Genomic DNA, 17,745 nt, shown 5'->3' with positions numbered 1-17,745 from the left:
TGTGTTGCAAAAATGGGGGTGGCTTTCCTCAGTTTTCATTCACCTTCATCAATCTTTTTTAGTTCAAAGTAGGCTTCCATGGTTCGCCTGACCACTGGCGCAGCCAGTACCGCACCTTCGCCACCGTTATAGACAAAAGCTACCACCGCAATTTCGGGATTGTTATAGGGCGCAAAACCAACATACCAAGCATGGGATGGCCAGTTGCCGCGCTGACACAACCCTTTTTCGCGGGCAACGTTGTCACAATACTCAGCTGTGCCGGTTTTACCAGCCGACTCAAAAGTAGCTCCAGCAAAAATCAGAGATGCCGTACCTTCGACGGTTGTGTAACGCATACCTTTGCGTACCTCTTCCAACACCCACGGCTGAACAGTTTTCTTTTCACCCGTTTGGAAGAAGTTTTCATCATAGATATTGATCACGGGGTCTTTGGTGATGTCCCAAATGACCTGGGGAACAAACGGACGGATGACCTCTCCTTCGCTATTGGTAATTTCATGAATGAGGGTAGGTTTCATCATTCGGCCGTTATTGGCAATCGTCGCCGCAGAAACCAATACCTGGAGGGGTGTTGCCAGGTCATACCCTTCACCGACTGCTGCCAGGTAGGTATCTCCGGTTGCCCAGTTTTCGCCAACCGAACGCCGTTTCCAGGTTGGGTCCGGCACTAGTCCATCTGCTTCCCCCGGCAGTTCTATGCCAAATGTTCGCCCATATCCCAACGCCTGAGCATATTCTTTAAGGCGCCAAATCCCTAATCCGCCGTTCGGTACCTCGTTCTGGTAGCCGCCGCCCAGTTTATAAAAATATACATTGCAGGAAACCCCCACTCCTTTAACAAAATTAACGTCCCCATGGCCTTCGCCGGTGGTTTTGTAGGTGTAACACACATACTCCTCAAAACGGGGGCGGGGATCGTTGGGGGCAAAGCGCTGTTCCAGTTTAATCACACCCGGATCAAAGATCTCCTGTTCCGGAGTAACCACCCCTTCATTTAATGCTCCTATGGCGGTTGACAGTTTATAAACTGAACCCGGTGAATGTTCCGCAGAAATCGCATGGTTAAAGAGCGGACGGGCCGGGTCACGAGTCAATTGTTCATAATAATAAGCGGGTATGAAACGCGCCATACGGTTATTTTCAAAAGTCGGGTGAGAAACCAGCGCCAGAATCTCACCGGTACGAACATCCATCACGATCACCACCCCTTGCGTGTAACGGTCCGGATCTCCAACGCGGATATTGTAAAATTGCATATTGTTCAACAATGCCGCCCGCGCCGCCGATTGCAGCCGAACGTCAATCGTCAGGTGGATATTATTACCCGGTACCGGTTCAATGGGAGGTTCAACATCGCGAATGATTTTACCGGCATTATCCACTTCCACAACTCGCCGCCCGTTTTTACCCATTAAGATATCATTCAGGCTGTTTTCCACGCCGGCGTACCCCACTTTATCGCGATTGGCGACAAAGCCAAGGCTTTCCCAGTAATCCTGTTCAATTGCCGGAATCGGTCCCAAAAACCCAACAATGGTTGAGGTAAGTACGCCAGTTGGATAATCCCGAATCGGTTCGATTTCAATTTCTACACCCGGCAGGTCGGCACTCTTCTCACGAATGACCATGGCGGTCGTTTCATCAATATTACATTTGACTCGTACCGGGCTGAATGGTGCCAGCGAGTCGCCGATAAACACAATTTGTGCAATTCCCAAATCGTTGAAACATGGCGTGAAGTTGCGGACAGTTTCCTCATTGATCTCCCCGTTGTTGACGGGCACATTGATCAATGCGGACAATCGGCGATATACCTCCTGAACAGCACCTTCATCGGTCGGCAGGTTTGCTGGTGTGATAACTACATTATACGAAGCCACATTTCGCGCCAGTACGGTACCATTCCGGTCAAAAATCAACCCGCGCTGGGTTGGCAGGCGGACAATATTTGTTCGGTTATCTTCCGCTCGAATCAGATAGGCTTGACTTTGAAGAATCTGAATGGTGAACAACCGAAACAAATAGAATGCAATCAAACCGCCAATCACAACATAAGTGGTAATCAAGCGCCAACCACTAAGCAACTGAGGTTCAGGAGCAGGAGTATTTTCGTTCATGTTTCGGATTAAATTACTTCAACCGGATAAACCCAATGAGCGAGGTCATTGACAATTACAAAAATGGGCAGAGCAAAAATTAAATTAAGCAGAGTACTCGGCAATGTTACCAGAGAGATACTCTCTTGAACAGGGAGCGTTGTTCCGTTAAAGAACAAAGCAACGAAGGTGATACCATGATAAATGAGTGTTCCTAAAACCGTCAAAAGCAGCATTGCCAGAATCGGGGTCTGCCAGACCTGCCTTTGTAAAAGTCTTCCAATTCCGGTTGTAATCAAATAAGCCGCCAGAGGAGCAAAAAAAGGGGTCGCCGAAACCAGCGAAACCATGATACCGCCGATCAACGCCCATTGCCAGGCGTGTTTGACTCGCTCATGCAGCGCCCAACCGATCACAAACAACATGAGTAAATCAGCCGTTCCCTGAAGCAGCGGCAGGCGACTGACAATTGCCAGTTGTAGCATCAGCAAGACGGTGAAAATTGGAATACCCAGCAGAGAGACCAGCATCTCAAATCAAGGTGAAGTGGTTGGGATTAACGGAGAAAAATCCACCGGCCTGAAGTTGGTGATCACCAGCACGGCTTGCAATGTAGAAAAATCAACAACCGGCTGAACAGCCCCAGACTGAAACAACTCATTTGACTGTTTTCGTACAGAGATGACCTGCCCAATCAACAAGTCGGACGGGAAAGTTCCGCCCAGACCGGAAGTCAGTACAAGATCACCTGGCTGCAGGGGGGCATCCTGCGACACCATTTCAACGATCAAATCGCCAGTAACAGAACCGACCAGTTGCGCCTCACTACGATGTGGTTCAATGCGCACATTCACAACCGAGGAAGGATCCGTAATCAGCCTCACTCTGGCTGCAGTGGCAGTTACTGCGTCTACCTGCCCAACCAAACCCTGGTTTGTGATCACCGGCATACCACGACGCAGTCCATCATCCGAACCTCGATCAATGAAAATGTATTTCAGGAAAGGATTTGGATCTTTGCCGACCACAGCAGCCGCCACATACTGCCCACCCTGGGGATTGGATCGGGCAAAATCCAGCAGGGCATACAAAACCTGTGCTTCACGCAATTGCTGTTGTAATTCGATAATTTGAGATTGCAGATTGGTAACTTCCTGCTCCAGTTGTTGATTTCGCGCCCTGAGGGTAGCCACATCCCGCGGCACGGTAACAAATTCATAAACAGCAATATAGCGGGTTGCCAGCCATTCTTGAATATTGACCAGCGGTGAAAGCACACTTCCAAATAGCGGGGTCATGTAACCGCTTAAGGCAAACAAAACCAGCCCCACCCCTACCAGCAGCAGTGTTGCGGTTTGCCAGAATCCAGAACCGGATGTTTTCATGTCTTGCCCAGCACTTTATCACACAATAACCAGAGGTACAATGGCTGGTTATCGGCTGCCCGTTCGATCCAATCCAACCAGAAAATCGGCATATTTATCGAGATCCTCAAGGATCATCCCGGCACCACGCGCCACACAGGTCATCGGATCTTCCGCCACCCATACCCGTAAATGCAATTCATCAGCCAATCGTTCAACCAGTCCCTGTAATTGCGCACCACCGCCCGCCAGACAAACGCCCGTTTCAATCAAATCTGCCACAATTTCCGGCGGCGCCTCATCAATTGCGTCTTTGATGGTATCCACAATCACCTGAACGGAACCAGATATTGCTTCGCGAATTTCAACCGATGAGATTTCCAGTGTTTCCGGCAATCCGCTGACCAGATTTCTACCGCGGACACTCATGGTCTTTTCTTCCGGCAGTGGGTAAGCCGATCCAACCTGCATTTTCACCAGTTCTGCCATTCTTTCGCCAATGAATAAATTATACTTATTGCGGATGTACTGGATGATATCTTGATCCATCTCATCGCCGGCAACCCGCAATGAACGCGAAACCACAATTCCGCCCATTGAAATAATTGCCACTTCGGTTGTGCCGCCGCCGATATCCACAATCATACTCCCTTGAACTTCAGCAACAGGCAAACCTGCACCTAATGCGGCAGCGCGCGGCTCTTCGATCAGGTAAGTCTCCCGCGCCCCGGCAGACATGGCCGCGTCATACACGGCTCTCTTTTCAACCTCGGTTGCCCCCGAAGGAATGCCTACCACTACTCGCGGTCGCGGCATGGGCACTACGGACTGTTGATGAGCTTTTCCAATAAAATAACCCAGCATGGCCTGAGTAATTTCAAACTCTGAGATGACACCATCACGCAAGGGGCGCACCGCAATCACATTGGCGGGAGTGCGCCCGACCATTTCTTTTGCTTGTAATCCAATGGCGAGCGGGCGGCGAGTTCGTTTTTCAATCGCTACCCAGGATGGTTCGTTGATGACAATTCCTTTACCCCGTACATTGACCAGCGTGTTGGCTGTTCCAAGGTCAATGCCAATATCCAGAGAAAACAATCCCATCAGCCAGTTGAAAGGATTGAAAGCCAAATTATTCTCCTCAATCCATTATGGATTTTGTAATTTTTATACGCAGATCAATCAAAAATTATACCATAGAGCATATTACGGTGCTTGACATTCTCCCTTCAAGAGCATATAATCCCAATCACAATGCGGGTGTAGTTCAGCGGTAGAACGTTTGCTTCCCAAGCAAAATGTCGTGGGTTCGAGTCCCATCACCCGCTCTATTTGGGGGTCAGACGCCCTGAAACCGCCGCCAATCCCAATATATGGCGGTGAACATGGGTTCTACAAATTCCAAAAGACCGTTTGCTATCACCGGGCAAGTTTTTAACATTGCCGCCGTCCAACTCAATGACGCATGGACGGATTTTATCTTGTCTCGCCAATCAATGGGCTACACCGTTAAGGCCAAGCAAAGGTTCGAGTCCCATCACCCGCTCAGTAACTCAATTTTTTTACCACCGACTGGCAAGTTCCTTGCACCAGCCGGTTTGTTTTATTTTTCAATAACTTAACAATAATGCAAGGGATGATGAGCCAGCTCCAAGAAAATACTATAATTTAACCGGAACTTTTCTGAATTAATCCCACCTGCTTTGCTCTCTCATTAGTCAAGGAGTGCTTCATCTTATGTCCGCAGGAAAGAGAATTCTCTACATCGAAGACAATTTTGACAATCGAATGCTGGTTCGTCGTTTGTTGGAACATGAGGGTTTTTTGGTACTGGAAGCCGAAAATGCCCATCAGGCTTTAGATTTGTTGGAATCCAACACTCCAGACTTAATTCTGATGGACATTAACATGCCGGAAATTGACGGCTACACCCTCACCCGGCAAATCAAATCCACTTCTTCCACCAGTCAAATACCGATCATTGCACTGACTGCCAATGTTATGCGCGGCGATAAAGAACGCACACTCCGCGCTGGTTGTGACGGATATATTGAAAAACCTATTGATATTGATACTTTTATCGAACAAATTTATCAATATTTGAATGGAAAAGGCAGTAAGCAGCTATGAATACCACCCCCAATCAAAACCCTCAAAAACCGGTTTCAGCTCCAGGCACAACCGGCAGCCTGCTTAAAGACATCACCGTTCTGGTAGTTGAAGATAATGTCTCCAACTTCGTACTGATTGCCCGCATGCTGGGCTTTTTAGGAATTCATTGTGAATGGAAAACCTCAGGTTACGAAGTTGTCGAATTTGCAGATACACTCCCCCGCTTAGATCTGATTTTGATGGACATCCGCCTGCCTTACGAAGATGGATACTCCGCCTTCAATAAAATTCGGCAATCGGATCGTTTCAAGAATGTTCCCGTGGTTGCCGTTACTGCTGAAGCCAGCCTGGAGCAAATGAACAAAGCCCGGAAAGCAGGTTTTGATGGTTTCTTGGGTAAACCGCTCGACCCGGATCGCTTCCCCGATCAAATCCAACGCATTCTTGCCGGTGAACCTGTTTGGGAAATGGAGTAAAAACCCTTCCAATGAAGAATTCACCCGCCCCGTCCCGCAAATCATCCCCTTCGTTTTCCAACCGCATCAGGCAAAAGGCATTTTTATTTTTACTGATGCTGATAAGCCTCCCGCTTGTGCTTTCAATTGCTTCTACTTTACTCACAGCTTATTTAGTGCAGTCGGCTGCAACCGGACAAACTGGCTTAGTTTCGCTTCTTTCACACCCAGTATTTTGGGCGGGTTTGGGAATCAGCGGGTTGGTTGGTGCGGGATTGGTGTGGTTATTCCTTCAGGTTTTTATTGTACCCATTGAAAATCTCTCCTCCCAAACGGAAAAACTTGCCAACGGTGACTGGAGTCAAAAATTTAACGTCCAGAGCAAAGATGAAATTGGCAAATTGGCCTACGCTCTCAACATGCTTCGCAACGAACTGGGGCTCATGTACCGGAAAATTGAGCGCCTGTCCATTTCCCAAAGCACCGACCCGGATTCAGGTCTGGTTGAGTCCGGAGTGGACCTCTCACTGGATGATGAAGTGCGAGAATCTATTGGGGGCGTATTTGCCTTTGAACCATTTGAATTTGATCGTCAGGAAGAAAATCTGGTATACAACGCTGCTCAGCGAATCAACCATGCCAATGATGAAGCTCAGGTCAATCAGATTCTGGAAGAGACTTTATCCAAACTGGATTTTGTTTCTGCCTTCTTTGACCTTTACCCCAACACACTGCGTCTGATGAACATCCTGGACCGGCAAGGCCGCCTTTCCGATAAATCGTTCAAGGGAACTACAATCCAAATTGAAAATCCCCAAACCTTATTCTCAGGTAAAGAGTACCTCATTCTTGAACAAAAAGAGGAAATCAGTGCACTCAGCGAGCTCTTCTCCTTATTTGAAAGCAGAAACTGTAACTCAATAGCGATTTTTCCCTTGGTGATCAATCAGCGGGTAGTCAGGCTGCTCATCATCGGTTCCCGTAAACCAACCCCGCTTTCAGCGGTCAATTTACAGCCTTTTATTCACCTCTCCCAAACTGTCAGCGCGGTGCTGGAAAAACTCGGCAATATCCGTAATTTGCGCAACCAGATGTCGGCTTACGAAACCCTGACCAGTATCAGTCAGGCAATCAGTAACGAGTTTAATCTTCAACCTCTCTATCAACTCGTCCATCAAAAAGTTACCGAGCAAATTGGCCCTGATTTGGCATTCTCCATTGCCCTTTACGATGATGTCCATCAAATCATCCGCTTCCCTTACCATTTCGAAGATGGCAAACTCGCTTCGATTCCTCCTTTTCCGTTGGGTGAAGGACTGACTTCTTACATCATTCAAAATCGAAAATCACTCCTGCTACCCTTAAAGTTCGAACCAAAAGACTTACCCGCCAGCTGGAATGCGTATAAATTCATGTATGCGGTTTCGGATGTCGAACGCGACGCCATGCGCCTTGGAGCAAAAATTATTGGGAAACCCGCCAAATCATGGTTGGGCGTACCGCTCATGTTGGGCGGGCAGGTGCTCGGCGCAATTATCGTACAGGATAACCAGAAAGAAGAACGCTTTTCCGAAAAAGACCTGATTTTATTGGAAACCATCGCCCCCCAAATTGCCATTTCGATTCGCAATGCTCAACTGGTTGAAAGTATGACTTCCACCCTGCAGGCTTTCGATCAGGAACACACTCTGCTGAACGCCCTTCTTGAAAATGTGCCCGAAAAGATTTATTTCAAAGATCAAGGGGGTCGCTACCTGCGCGTTTCCAACTCCTTCATTGCCAGCCTTGGACATTCCTCCGCCAGCGAGATCAGCGGTTACACCGATGAAGAATTAATCCCCGGTGAAGCCGGCAGCCTTCGTCACCAGAAAGACATGCAGGTAATCACTTCCGGCATTCCAATAATTGGCGAGATGGTCGAGTACCACGCCGAAAACGGAGAAACGCTTTGGGAGTTGGTTTCTCGCGTGCCTCTCTTTTCGAACACCGATACTTCCGACAGGTCCCCCTACGCTTTGCTGGTCATTTCACAAGACATTACGGAATTGAAGAAAACAGAAAACCTGAGCAATCGGCAGGCACAACAGTTGCTCACTGCTGCCGAAATCGCGCGCGACGTGGCATCCTCATTGCAGGCTGAGCAGGTGCTGATTAACGCTACCAATCTGATCCGCGAACGATTTGGTTATTACCATGCCTCGGTATTTCTGGTTGATCCTAGCGGAAAATATGCTGTGTTACACGAAGCTTCCGGCGAAATTGGGCAAAAAATGAAGGCGGCCGGCCATCGGTTGGCTGTTGGTTCCCGCTCCCTGGTTGGACAGGCGGTTGCCAAAGCCGAAACAGTTGTTTCCAACAACACCCGCCAAAATCCCAATTATTACCCTAACCCCCTCTTGCCGGATACTCGTTCGGAACTGGTGGTGCCCCTAAAAACTGCCAATCGGGTGATCGGCGCGCTGGATGTGCAAAGCGACCGGGTTAATGCCTTCCAAACCGAAGATATTCATACGCTGGAAATTCTGGCCGATCAGCTCTCGATGGCACTCGAAAACGCCAATCTTTACGCCCGGGCACAAGAAAATCTGGTTAAGCATCGTTTGTTGCACCAGATGACCACAGCAGCCTCGACCAGTACCAACGTCAGCGAAGCCATTCAGCGAACCGTCTCCAACCTGCGTACAGCCCTGGGAGAGGAACGTGTTGCGTTTTATCTCGCCGATCAAGAAGGCAACCTGTTTCTGCATACCGCCCTTGGATATGAGGGGTTGGAAGTCAATCAATTTAACATCCAAACCAGCAAACAACTTCCAGCAGTAGCCGCCAGGGAACGGCATCCAATCAGGGTCAGTCATCTACCTATTGGTGCAGAATCACCGGCCGTTCACCCCGAAACACGCTCGGCCCTTTCCGTGCCAGTCCTTTTCTCAGAGGATTTATTGGGTGTTCTTTGTCTGGAATCCGACCATCTGGAACGCTTTGATGAAAACGATCAGGAAATCATCGGATCATTGGGTGACTCGTTGGGAGCCATCCTCACCAATGCCCGCCTGGTGGATCAAATCCGCCAGCAGGTAGAACGACAACGCATGCTTTATGAAATCACCAGTAAAATTCGCCGTTCGGTAGATATTGAAACCATTCTTCGTACTTCAGTCAATGAAATCAGCCGGGCGGTTGGTGCTCGCACAGCCCATATCCGAATCAACCCAATTCAACAGAGTTTATCAACTGAAAGTGAGGATTCGCAACTCGAACCACCCGGTAACAACAACGGTTATCACCCTGAAGGAAACGGCAAATGAACTTCATCCGGCAAATCAATCCCGCATATACCCCTCCGCATATCTCCCGCCAGGGTGAGCTGGCTACATGGCGTGAGCGTATTTTACAAACAACCCTGCTCTTGTTTGCGCTGGGGGGTATTGTCATTTACTACCTTGCCATACAACGCGCAATTCAATATCAGGACCGCACATCCATAATTCTCTATTCCGCTGCGTTGCTGATTGCCTTGGCGCTGCCCGTTGCGAGAAAATTATCCTTCAACCTGCGCACGTTCACCATCGTACTGGTCTTGTATGGGTTGGCAATCCAAAATATGGTTGTATATGGGGTAACGCGGAATGCCGTAGCGTATGTACTGGCTATTATTTTCATCACGGGTATTTTGTGGGGGGTGCGCGCCGGTATTTTTACCATCCTTTTGGCATTTGTTACCGTAGTTGGGATGGGTTATGGAATGAACTACGGCGGCATGAGCCAGCCTTTGCGGGAAACACTTTTGAACTCAATAAGTTTCAGCAACTGGGTCAATGTTGCCGTCCATTTCAGTATCGTTGGCGGATTCATTCTTTTATCCATTTACACCATTCTCAATGGCTTGCAAAGCTCGTTACTGCAGCAACGCACCCTGACCATGCAGTTGAATGCAGCCCGCTTGAATCTGGAAAAGAACGTCGAAGAACGAACTGCTGCCCTGCAGCGCCGCCTGAATCAGATCCGTACTGCAGCAGAGATCGCCAGAGCGGTCAACACGTTTCTTGACCCGGATACCCTTTTACAACAATCCGTAGACTTAATTCAAAAGGAATTTGATCTTTATTATGCCGGTATCTTTCTGATTGACGAACGCGGTGAATTTGCCGTGCTCAAGGCAGGTACGGGTGATGCCGGCCGCCAGATGATTTCAGCCGGGCATAGACTGGCTGTCGGTGGTAACTCGATGATCGGTTGGGCAACCGCGCGTAAAGAACCCCGAATTGCCCTTGACACCGGCGCAGAGGCGGTTCGTTTCAACAACCCTTACCTTCCCCTGACCCGCTCAGAAATGGCGTTACCCATTGTCAGCCGCGGCAGTTGTTTGGGCGCTCTCACTATTCAATCTACCCAACCCGAAGCCTTTGATGAAGACGATATCCGCATTCTGATGGGAATCGCCGACTCGCTGGCTACCGCGCTGGAAAATGCCCGCCTCTTTCAGGAAACCCAGCAAAACCTGGAAGAAATTCGCGCTCTCAATCGGGCTTACTTGATGCAGGCCTGGGAAGATGCAGTCGCTTTACACGGTAAACTGGAATACAGCTATCACAACCCTTCCGCTGCTCATACTGGTAATCAATCCAATCAAATCCACATCCCCTTGACCCTCCGTGAGCAGGCAATTGGCAGTTTGACCCTTGATCTGGGAGAGAAAAGCCTGACGCCAGAGGAGATGGAATTTATTGACGGTGTTATCAACCAAACCGCAATAGCTCTCGAAAACGCACGTCTGATTCAGGAAACACAACGCCGCGCACTTGAAGAGCAACGTCTCAGTGAGTTGACTGCCCAGTTTTCGCGTGCCAACACAGTTGACCAGATCCTTAAAGCTGCTCTTCGTGAAATTGGTCACCTTCCCAATGTTGCCGAGGTAAGCGTCCAGCTTATTCCACCGGTTGAAGATCGAATGGAGGAAGTCCAAGGATGAGTGAAAGTTCACCTACCCGCCCATTGTTTTCTTTATCCTCCGCTCTCAACCGGCAGGAGGGAGTTTTAGACCTGAGAAACGCCCTCCAACCGATTCTCAACCTGACCAGCATTATCAGCCTGACCGCTTACCTGGGGATCGCCTTTCTGAATGCACTCAACCGGCAAGTCCTCATTCCTCTGGCGCTCGCTCCCCTTCTGGTTGTCATCCTGATCATCACTTTTCGCCAAAGTCTGCCGGCTCGTACACGAGTCATTCTGTTATTCGGTTATTATCTGCTCATTGGCATTGCCCTATCGCTGGTTTGGGGAGTACAAAGCATCGCCATTTTCGTCTTCCTGATGGCAGTGCAAACCGCCTTCACATTTTGGAATGAAAATGCCGGCAGATTATCGTTCATTTTTAGTTTGGCTCTGATCGTCATGGTGGGTGTTTCTCAGTATTTTGGTTGGCTGCGGCCGCTCGGTTTAGCATCTCAGTCAATTGCGCTTGAAACCTTAGGGGGAGTGATCGCCGCGTATGTTCTGGTTAACTGGTCTTTAGCCATCATTAGTGGATACCTTCTCAAGGCTTACACCAAAGCCGCCGCTTCAGAAAATGAACTTGCCCGTATGCTGGAAGAGGAAAGGAAAAATCTGGAAGCGCGTATCGAAGAACGCACTCGCTTGCTCACCCGCCAGACCAGCCTGATGGAAACTGCCGGCGAGATTGCTCATCAAATCTCGATGGAAACCGATCAGGAAAACCTGATGCGCACTACCATCCAACTGATCCGCGAACGGCTGGGATATTATCATGCCGGCATTTTCCTCATGGACGAGGCAGATGAGTATGCCGTTTTGGCTTCTGCTTTGGGAGAACCAGGTGAGAAAATGCTCGCCCAGGGTCACCGCTTGAAGAAAGGCGAGGAAGGGATTGTGGGTAATGTGGTTGCGCGCGGTGAAGCCCGCATTGCGCTAGATGTAGGTAAGGATGCCGTCCACTTCAAGAATCCACTTCTGCCGTTAACGCGCTCTGAAATTGCCCTGCCCATCAAAATCGGTGAAAGGGTATTGGGTGCTTTGGATATTCAATCCACCGAACCGGAAGCCTTCACCCAGGTGGATATCCAATCCTTACAAATCATCGCCAATCAACTGGCAGTGGCTTTGGAACGCATTCGCCTGATTAATCAACTGGAGCAAACCGTTGCAGACCTGGAGAGCGGCTATCGCGCAGAGACTCGTAAATCGTGGCGAATGTATATTCGCAGCAGTCGGCAAACTCGCGGCTTTCGATACGATCCCAATCGTAAACGGCTTGACCCCCTAACCATCGAAAATCAAGCCGGCCAAACCAGCTCCGATCCCCATTCGGTACAGGTTGCCCTCCGAAGCCGTGGCGAAGTGATTGGACTGCTCAACATCAAATTCAAGGGTGGTCAGCCATCTCCCGAAATTCAACGTTTACTGAATACGACTGCTGAACGTTTAGGCTCCGCACTGGAAACAGCCCGCCTGTTGGAGGAATTACAACTCCGCGCTGAAAGGGAGCGCCTGGTTGGCGATCTTGCCACTCAGGTACGCTCCAGCACCGATTTTGAGCACATCCTCAAAACAACCGCCCAGCAGATCAGGCAAAAACTGGGATTACGCGAAGTAGTCGTACAAATCCTTCCGCCGGAAGAGATGCAGCAAGGGGATTATCCACCAGTGGAGGTTTCATGAACATCGGTTACCAGAGCAATATCATGCGGATAATCTCGCAAGAGGGGGTTGACCCAGCCTACCGCCGCGACCGGTTCGCTGCCGGCATTGCGCGAATTACTGCAGTGATTTTTGGCTTGGCAAGCGTTATCTTCCTGCTTACTTCCTTCGATAAGCCTTACTGGCAAATTTTCACGCTCGCATTTTTTAGCGCAGCGGGTTTCCTGGCATCACTGTTTTCTGCCACTTTTCCAGAGAGAAACGTAGCCGAAAAACGTGCCTACCTGCTTTCGCCAATCATTTCAATTGTTGCAATTGCTTTTAGTGCGCTGATTACCGGAGTAGCTTTACCGCTTGCCATTTTGCTGTTTCTGGTTTTGACCCTTCTGGTTACCGGCGCATTGGAAGGTCAACGCCGGGATACAGGTATTTCGCTGGCATTCTTCTCAGCGCTGTCAGTGGTCATCGCCGGCAATTTTTCACCTCTCTCCCAAATCAGGCTGCCCCAGGTGGAATTGTACTTACCGGTGATGTTGGGCATCTTGTTGATGGTTTACATCATCCTTTTGATGCTGGAAGTTTTGTCTGCCACATTACGCATTAAATTACTAACCATCTCTCTTGCCATTGCCATTGTCCCCTTACTGGTCATCTCCATCATCAATTCGCGTTTTTTCCAGGACGCTCTTCGTAATCAAACCAATCAGGTTCTCTTACTGGCAGCCCAGCAAACCGCTTCAAAGGTTGATGCCTTTTTTGAAGAAAACAAACAATCCATCAGCAGCGAAGCATCACTGGCGGTCTTTTCAAATTACCTTTCACTTTCACCCACCTACCGCACCAATAGTTCACAGGAGTTAGCCGCAAGTCTGACACTGCGGTCATTATCTTCTCGTCAGCAGCGTTACCTGCGTTCCTATGGCTTGATTGATTTGGAGGGCAAATCGGTCCTGGATATCAACCCTATTCAAGTTGGTCAGGACGAATCTCGATACGAATACTTCACCCTGCCGGTGACCACCGGACAGGTTTACGCCTCACCGGTAATCTTTGACCAAAAGTATCTCAATGGATTTATCTACTTTTCCAGTCCCATCCGAAACCAGCGTCAGCAGGTTATTGGCGTTTTACGCGCAAAATTTGATGCCCTGATCCTGCAGGAATTGTTGCAACAAGAAGTTAATCTGGTGGGTGTTCGTTCCTATCCGATTTTGCTCGATGAGAATTATTTACGACTGGCAGATACCCTCATCCCGAACAACATTTACAAACTGATCATGCCGCTGCCATCGGACGTCATGGGAAAACTGATTCGATCAAATCGCGTCCCTAATTTACCCCTATACGCAATGAGCACCAATGATATTGCCCTTTCTGCTGGCCTGGAAAATTACCTCAACTCACCCTTTTTCAGTGCAGAATTTCATGCGGATGATCCCAACCACCCGGAAATTGGGGCAATTACCCGCCTGAAAACCAGGCCATGGTATCTGATTTTTGTCCGAGAGCAGACCACTTTTGCTGGTCTGATCGCGCGGCAGGGCCGCTTATCCATCTTGATTTCCACGTTGATTGCCGGACTGGTAGGTTTAATTGCCAGCGTGGTTTCGGGTTCGTTCAGCCGCCCCATTGTTCGCTTGCAGCAAACTGCCGAGCTCATTTCCTCCGGTGAATTAGAGGCTCAGGCACAGGTTGAAACTGGTGATGAAATCGGAAAACTGGCTCAGGCGTTCAACTTCATGACCAACCAGTTGAAAAATTTGATCAACACCCTTGAGGACCGTGTTAGGGAAAGAACTCAGGAACTTGCCCAACAAAACGAAGCCCTGCTCTACCGTACCCGTCAGTTACAGACGGTATCCGATGTAGCACGAGGCATCGTTTCAACTCAAAAATTGGAAAGTCTGCTCAATCAACTTACCATCCTGATCAGTGAGCGGTTCGGCTTCTACCATGTAGGTGTTTTCCTGCTGGATGAGCAAAAGGAATACGCGGTTCTGCGAGCAGCCAACTCGGAAGGCGGTAAACGCATGCTCGCCCGTCAGCACCGCCTCAAGGTCGGTCAGGTTGGTATTGTTGGTTATGTAACGGGTTCCGGTGAAGCGCGTATCGCCACCGACGTTGGGAAGGATGCCGTTTTCTTTAACAATCCTGACCTGCCTCAAACCCGTTCCGAGATGGCTTTGCCGCTCAAAGCAAATAACGAAGTCATCGGCGCTCTGGATGTACAAAGTACAATCCCCAATGCCTTTACTCAGGAAGATATCGAGCTATTCAGCATCCTGGCTGACCAGATTGCCATTGCGATTCTCAACAACCGGCTTTATACCGAGACGCTGCAAGCCCTTGAAGAATCTCAGCGCGTTCACCGGCTTTACCTGCAGCAGGAATGGAGCAAAGAAGCCAGCCAACGACCGGTAATCGGCTACCGCGCTACAGCGCATGGATTGATTGCTCTCGAAGAAATGCGAGAACAGGAAGTTTCCAGTGTTTTGCTTTCGGGAGATACGCTGGTTCGTCCGGCAAATGAAAATCAACCCGCTGCTCTGTCCGTTCCAGTCAGGCTAAGAGGTGAAACCGTTGGTGTGATTTATATTGAAGATGATCAAATTGCCGATCGAGTATGGAGTGATGAAGAAATCCGCTCCATACAAGCCGTTGCAGACCAGGTTGGGCTTGCTTTGGAGAACGCACGCCTGCTGGAAAAGACCATCCGTCGCGCTGAGCGCGAGCGCCGCGTACTGGAGATCACAAGCAAGATTCGCTCCACCAATGACCCGAATATGATGATCGAAATTGCCATCCAGGAATTGAAGCGCACCTTAAACGCCAGCCATGCACAGGTCATCTGGAAGGGCAATGAAGATGCCACAAATCAACCCCAAGAAAGCGGGGATACTTCATCCCCGCAAAAACGGGATAATGGATCAAATGGTTCAGGCAGGAAGGGGCACGAATGACATACTTTATTTCTATCACCAATGAAAAAGGTGGGGTTGCCAAAACCACCACAGCCCTTTCACTCGGGGCTGCTCTGGTTGAAGCCGGTAAACAAGTGTTGCTGGTCGATCTGGATTCCCAGGCCAATCTCACCCTGGCGCTGGGAGCAGACCCGCTGAATGGGCATGCAACCATTCTGAGTTCCGTTACCGACGGTTCCCCGCTTCATCAACTTTGGCGGGAAACCGGCATTCCGGGTCTCTATCTTATCCCCGCTAATCATGATCTGAGTTATATCGAACGGATTTTACCCGCCCGACCGGAATATGAGTTTACCCTCAAAAAAGCCTTTGCCGATGTGCTCCTGCCGTTTGATTATGTAATCTTTGACTGTCCGCCATTTTTAGGGGCAATGGTAACCAATGCCCTCACCGCTTCGCATTTGCTCATCATACCCACACAGGCAGAGTACTTTTCGATTTATGCATTGAAAAACATGATGAGCCTGATCCGCCGTGTTCGCCTTCAAACCAACCCGTCCCTAACCTATCGGTTATTGCTGACCATGTTTGACCGCCGCAACCGCATTCACCGCACCCTTAGCGAGCAGCTGCGAGCCAATTTTGGCAATGGTGTTCTGGAGACCGTAATTATGGTAGATACCCGCCTGCGGGAAAGTTCGATTGCCGGACTGCCCATCATCTACCACGCCCCGAAAAGCCGTTCCGCCTTGCAATACCGCCAATTAGCACAGGAGATCCTGCAATATGTCGAAAAAGCAATTGCGCAACCGGCTTGAAAATCTCTTCGCCGATATCGCCGAAAATGTCACCGGGCAGCTCCCACCCCAAGCACCGTTGCTGCCAGAATTACCGCTGTGGAATTGGGAAACCGACGAAAACGGTTGTTATACCAGTTGCGAAGATACTTTACAGGCTTGTCTGGGATACTCCCCGGAAGAGGTGATCGGTCAACCATTTTCAAGTTTTGGGTTGAGCAGCGAATCCATATTCAGCCTGCAAAATGCATTGAGCCAAAATCTCTTTCCGTTGGATATAAGCGTTGTATTTCTGGCAAAAAGCGGTAACCCTGTACCTGCCCGCCTGACAATCTTCAAAAAACCTGCCGTTAACGGGGAAAAGACCGGTTTTCATGGTTTTAGTCAGCCGTTGGTCGTCAGTAGACCGCCTGCCCCCTCACCTCAACAAAATCAAGTACACGAACGAAAGCACATTCCCGTGCAAACGGAACCAACCGAAAAGAAAACTCCGGCGGCTAAGCCTAAACCGAAAGTTAAGAACGTTTCGCCTTCATCCGTTAAATCTCGCCCAAGATCTGTTCTCGAACATCCGGCAATCATCAGCGTGCCGTTGCACAAGCGGCAACAGGAAATCGGCGTCCTTAAAATCATGGCCGATGATCAGGAACGCCGATGGAGCGAGGAAGAATTATTACTGGTTCAGGAAGTAGCCAACCAGCTTGGTCTGGCAATGGAAAATGCTGAGTTGTATGCTGCTGTTCAACAGGAATTGAACGAAAGGGTGCGCGCCGAACAGGAAATTTTACGGCGCAACAAAGACCTTGCCGCTCTCAATGAAATTGGTCAGCAAATTTCCCGTTTGACCGATAGAGAGCAAATCATCGCCACCCTGCAACAAGCGCTTGTACAGTTAATGGGTTGCCGCAACCTGACCATCGCAATGCTGGAAGCCGACCAACAAACACTGACTTTCCCGGTACACACCATTGATTCACAAGCTCAATCACTACCCGCCAGACCCCTAGGTCATGATCCCATCAGTTATGTCATCCGCAGCCGGGAAGTCCTGCGCATTAACCAGGATCTTGCAGGCACCTTTGCAGCAAAGGGAATCATCGCCGAACAACCCATCCCCGCAGCCTTGCTAGCCGTTCCTATGGTGACCGCAGAAAGAGCAATGGGGGTCATTTACCTGCAGGAATTTGATCCATCTGCTTTCTTTACCGAAATTCAGGCAGACCTTCTTTCAACCATTGCTTCGCAGGTTGCCATTGCCCTTGCTAACGCCAATCTCTTTCAAGAAGTTACCACCGCCCTGCAAGCCATTGAAAAACGCGAACGCTATCAGGCGAATGTTGCTC

Annotated in this window: 12 protein-coding genes and 1 tRNA gene; 9 read left to right on the top strand and 4 right to left on the bottom strand. The window is 49.4% G+C overall.

What is annotated here, in order from left to right; translation table 11 throughout:
* Nucleotides 1-35: 35 nt before the first annotated feature.
* Genes mrdA through mreB form a run of 4 tightly spaced genes read right to left on the bottom strand, consistent with a single transcriptional unit; the run spans nucleotide 36 to nucleotide 4,594 of the window.
* Nucleotides 36-2,120, bottom strand: coding sequence for a penicillin-binding protein 2 (gene mrdA / locus ACWIZX_RS08520; RefSeq protein WP_322793565.1), 2,085 nt, complete (start codon nucleotides 2,118-2,120; stop codon nucleotides 36-38).
* Nucleotides 2,121-2,128: 8 nt separating this feature from the next.
* The gene (locus tag ACWIZX_RS08515) at nucleotides 2,129-2,629 is read right to left on the bottom strand and encodes a hypothetical protein (RefSeq protein ID WP_322793566.1); all 501 of its coding nucleotides are present in this window, start codon (nucleotides 2,627-2,629) and stop codon (nucleotides 2,129-2,131) included.
* 6 nt (nucleotides 2,630-2,635) lie between these two features.
* Nucleotides 2,636-3,484 carry a rod shape-determining protein MreC gene (mreC, locus tag ACWIZX_RS08510; RefSeq protein WP_322793567.1) on the bottom strand — a complete coding sequence of 283 codons (849 nt, stop codon included), beginning with the start codon at nucleotides 3,482-3,484 and terminating at the stop codon, nucleotides 2,636-2,638.
* Nucleotides 3,485-3,532: 48 nt separating this feature from the next.
* Complete coding sequence (gene mreB / locus ACWIZX_RS08505; protein ID WP_416181044.1) at nucleotides 3,533-4,594, bottom strand: rod shape-determining protein; 1,062 nt, start codon at nucleotides 4,592-4,594, stop codon at nucleotides 3,533-3,535.
* Between the two features lie 125 nt (nucleotides 4,595-4,719).
* Between mreB and ACWIZX_RS08500 the strand changes: the two genes are divergently transcribed.
* The 9 genes from ACWIZX_RS08500 to ACWIZX_RS08460 all read left to right on the top strand — a co-directional run.
* Nucleotides 4,720-4,791, top strand: a tRNA-Gly gene (locus ACWIZX_RS08500).
* Nucleotides 4,792-5,200: 409 nt separating this feature from the next.
* A complete protein-coding gene (locus ACWIZX_RS08495; RefSeq protein ID WP_322793568.1) occupies nucleotides 5,201-5,593 on the top strand; it encodes a response regulator in 393 nt (130 codons plus the stop codon).
* Nucleotides 5,590-6,051, top strand: a complete 462-nt coding sequence (locus ACWIZX_RS08490; RefSeq protein WP_322793569.1) for a response regulator — start codon at nucleotides 5,590-5,592, stop codon at nucleotides 6,049-6,051. The genes ACWIZX_RS08495 and ACWIZX_RS08490 overlap by 4 nt, the downstream gene beginning before the upstream one ends.
* Before the next feature lie 11 nt (nucleotides 6,052-6,062).
* The gene (locus ACWIZX_RS08485; protein WP_322793570.1) at nucleotides 6,063-9,335 is read left to right on the top strand and encodes a GAF domain-containing protein; all 3,273 of its coding nucleotides are present in this window, start codon (nucleotides 6,063-6,065) and stop codon (nucleotides 9,333-9,335) included.
* Nucleotides 9,332-10,999, top strand: a complete 1,668-nt coding sequence (locus ACWIZX_RS08480) for a GAF domain-containing protein (RefSeq protein ID WP_322793571.1) — start codon at nucleotides 9,332-9,334, stop codon at nucleotides 10,997-10,999. Before ACWIZX_RS08485 ends, ACWIZX_RS08480 begins: the two co-directional genes overlap by 4 nt.
* Nucleotides 10,996-12,705: a GAF domain-containing protein gene (locus ACWIZX_RS08475; protein WP_448335466.1), complete on the top strand. Its 1,710-nt coding sequence runs from the start codon at nucleotides 10,996-10,998 to the stop codon at nucleotides 12,703-12,705. The genes ACWIZX_RS08480 and ACWIZX_RS08475 overlap by 4 nt, the downstream gene beginning before the upstream one ends.
* Nucleotides 12,702-15,644 carry a GAF domain-containing protein gene (locus ACWIZX_RS08470; protein ID WP_448335465.1) on the top strand — a complete coding sequence of 981 codons (2,943 nt, stop codon included), beginning with the start codon at nucleotides 12,702-12,704 and terminating at the stop codon, nucleotides 15,642-15,644. Before ACWIZX_RS08475 ends, ACWIZX_RS08470 begins: the two co-directional genes overlap by 4 nt.
* A complete protein-coding gene (locus tag ACWIZX_RS08465) occupies nucleotides 15,641-16,423 on the top strand; it encodes a ParA family protein (protein WP_448335464.1) in 783 nt (260 codons plus the stop codon). The genes ACWIZX_RS08470 and ACWIZX_RS08465 overlap by 4 nt, the downstream gene beginning before the upstream one ends.
* On the top strand, nucleotides 16,392-17,745 hold a 1,354-nt coding region (locus ACWIZX_RS08460), incomplete at its 3' end, for a GAF domain-containing protein (protein WP_448335463.1). The genes ACWIZX_RS08465 and ACWIZX_RS08460, both read left to right, overlap by 32 nt.

This window comes from Bellilinea sp. (genome assembly GCF_053501535.1).
Note: the sequence above shows the minus strand (reverse complement) of the source record. Positions and strands in the feature narration are given on the sequence as shown.

Bases quoted from the DNA above. Each gene is read 5' to 3' on its own strand.
- ACWIZX_RS08470 (WP_448335465.1), top strand. From the start codon at position 12,702: ATGAACATCGGTTACCAGAGCAATATCATGCGGATAATCTCGCAAGAG.
- ACWIZX_RS08490 (WP_322793569.1), top strand. From the start codon at position 5,590: ATGAATACCACCCCCAATCAAAACCCTCAAAAACCGGTTTCAGCTCCA.
- ACWIZX_RS08495 (WP_322793568.1), top strand. From the start codon at position 5,201: ATGTCCGCAGGAAAGAGAATTCTCTACATCGAAGACAATTTTGACAAT.
- mreC (WP_322793567.1), bottom strand. From the start codon at position 3,484: ATGAAAACATCCGGTTCTGGATTCTGGCAAACCGCAACACTGCTGCTG.
- ACWIZX_RS08515 (WP_322793566.1), bottom strand. From the start codon at position 2,629: ATGCTGGTCTCTCTGCTGGGTATTCCAATTTTCACCGTCTTGCTGATG.
- ACWIZX_RS08465 (WP_448335464.1), top strand. From the start codon at position 15,641: ATGACATACTTTATTTCTATCACCAATGAAAAAGGTGGGGTTGCCAAA.
- ACWIZX_RS08480 (WP_322793571.1), top strand. From the start codon at position 9,332: ATGAACTTCATCCGGCAAATCAATCCCGCATATACCCCTCCGCATATC.
- mrdA (WP_322793565.1), bottom strand. From the start codon at position 2,120: ATGAACGAAAATACTCCTGCTCCTGAACCTCAGTTGCTTAGTGGTTGG.
- ACWIZX_RS08485 (WP_322793570.1), top strand. From the start codon at position 6,063: ATGAAGAATTCACCCGCCCCGTCCCGCAAATCATCCCCTTCGTTTTCC.
- ACWIZX_RS08475 (WP_448335466.1), top strand. From the start codon at position 10,996: ATGAGTGAAAGTTCACCTACCCGCCCATTGTTTTCTTTATCCTCCGCT.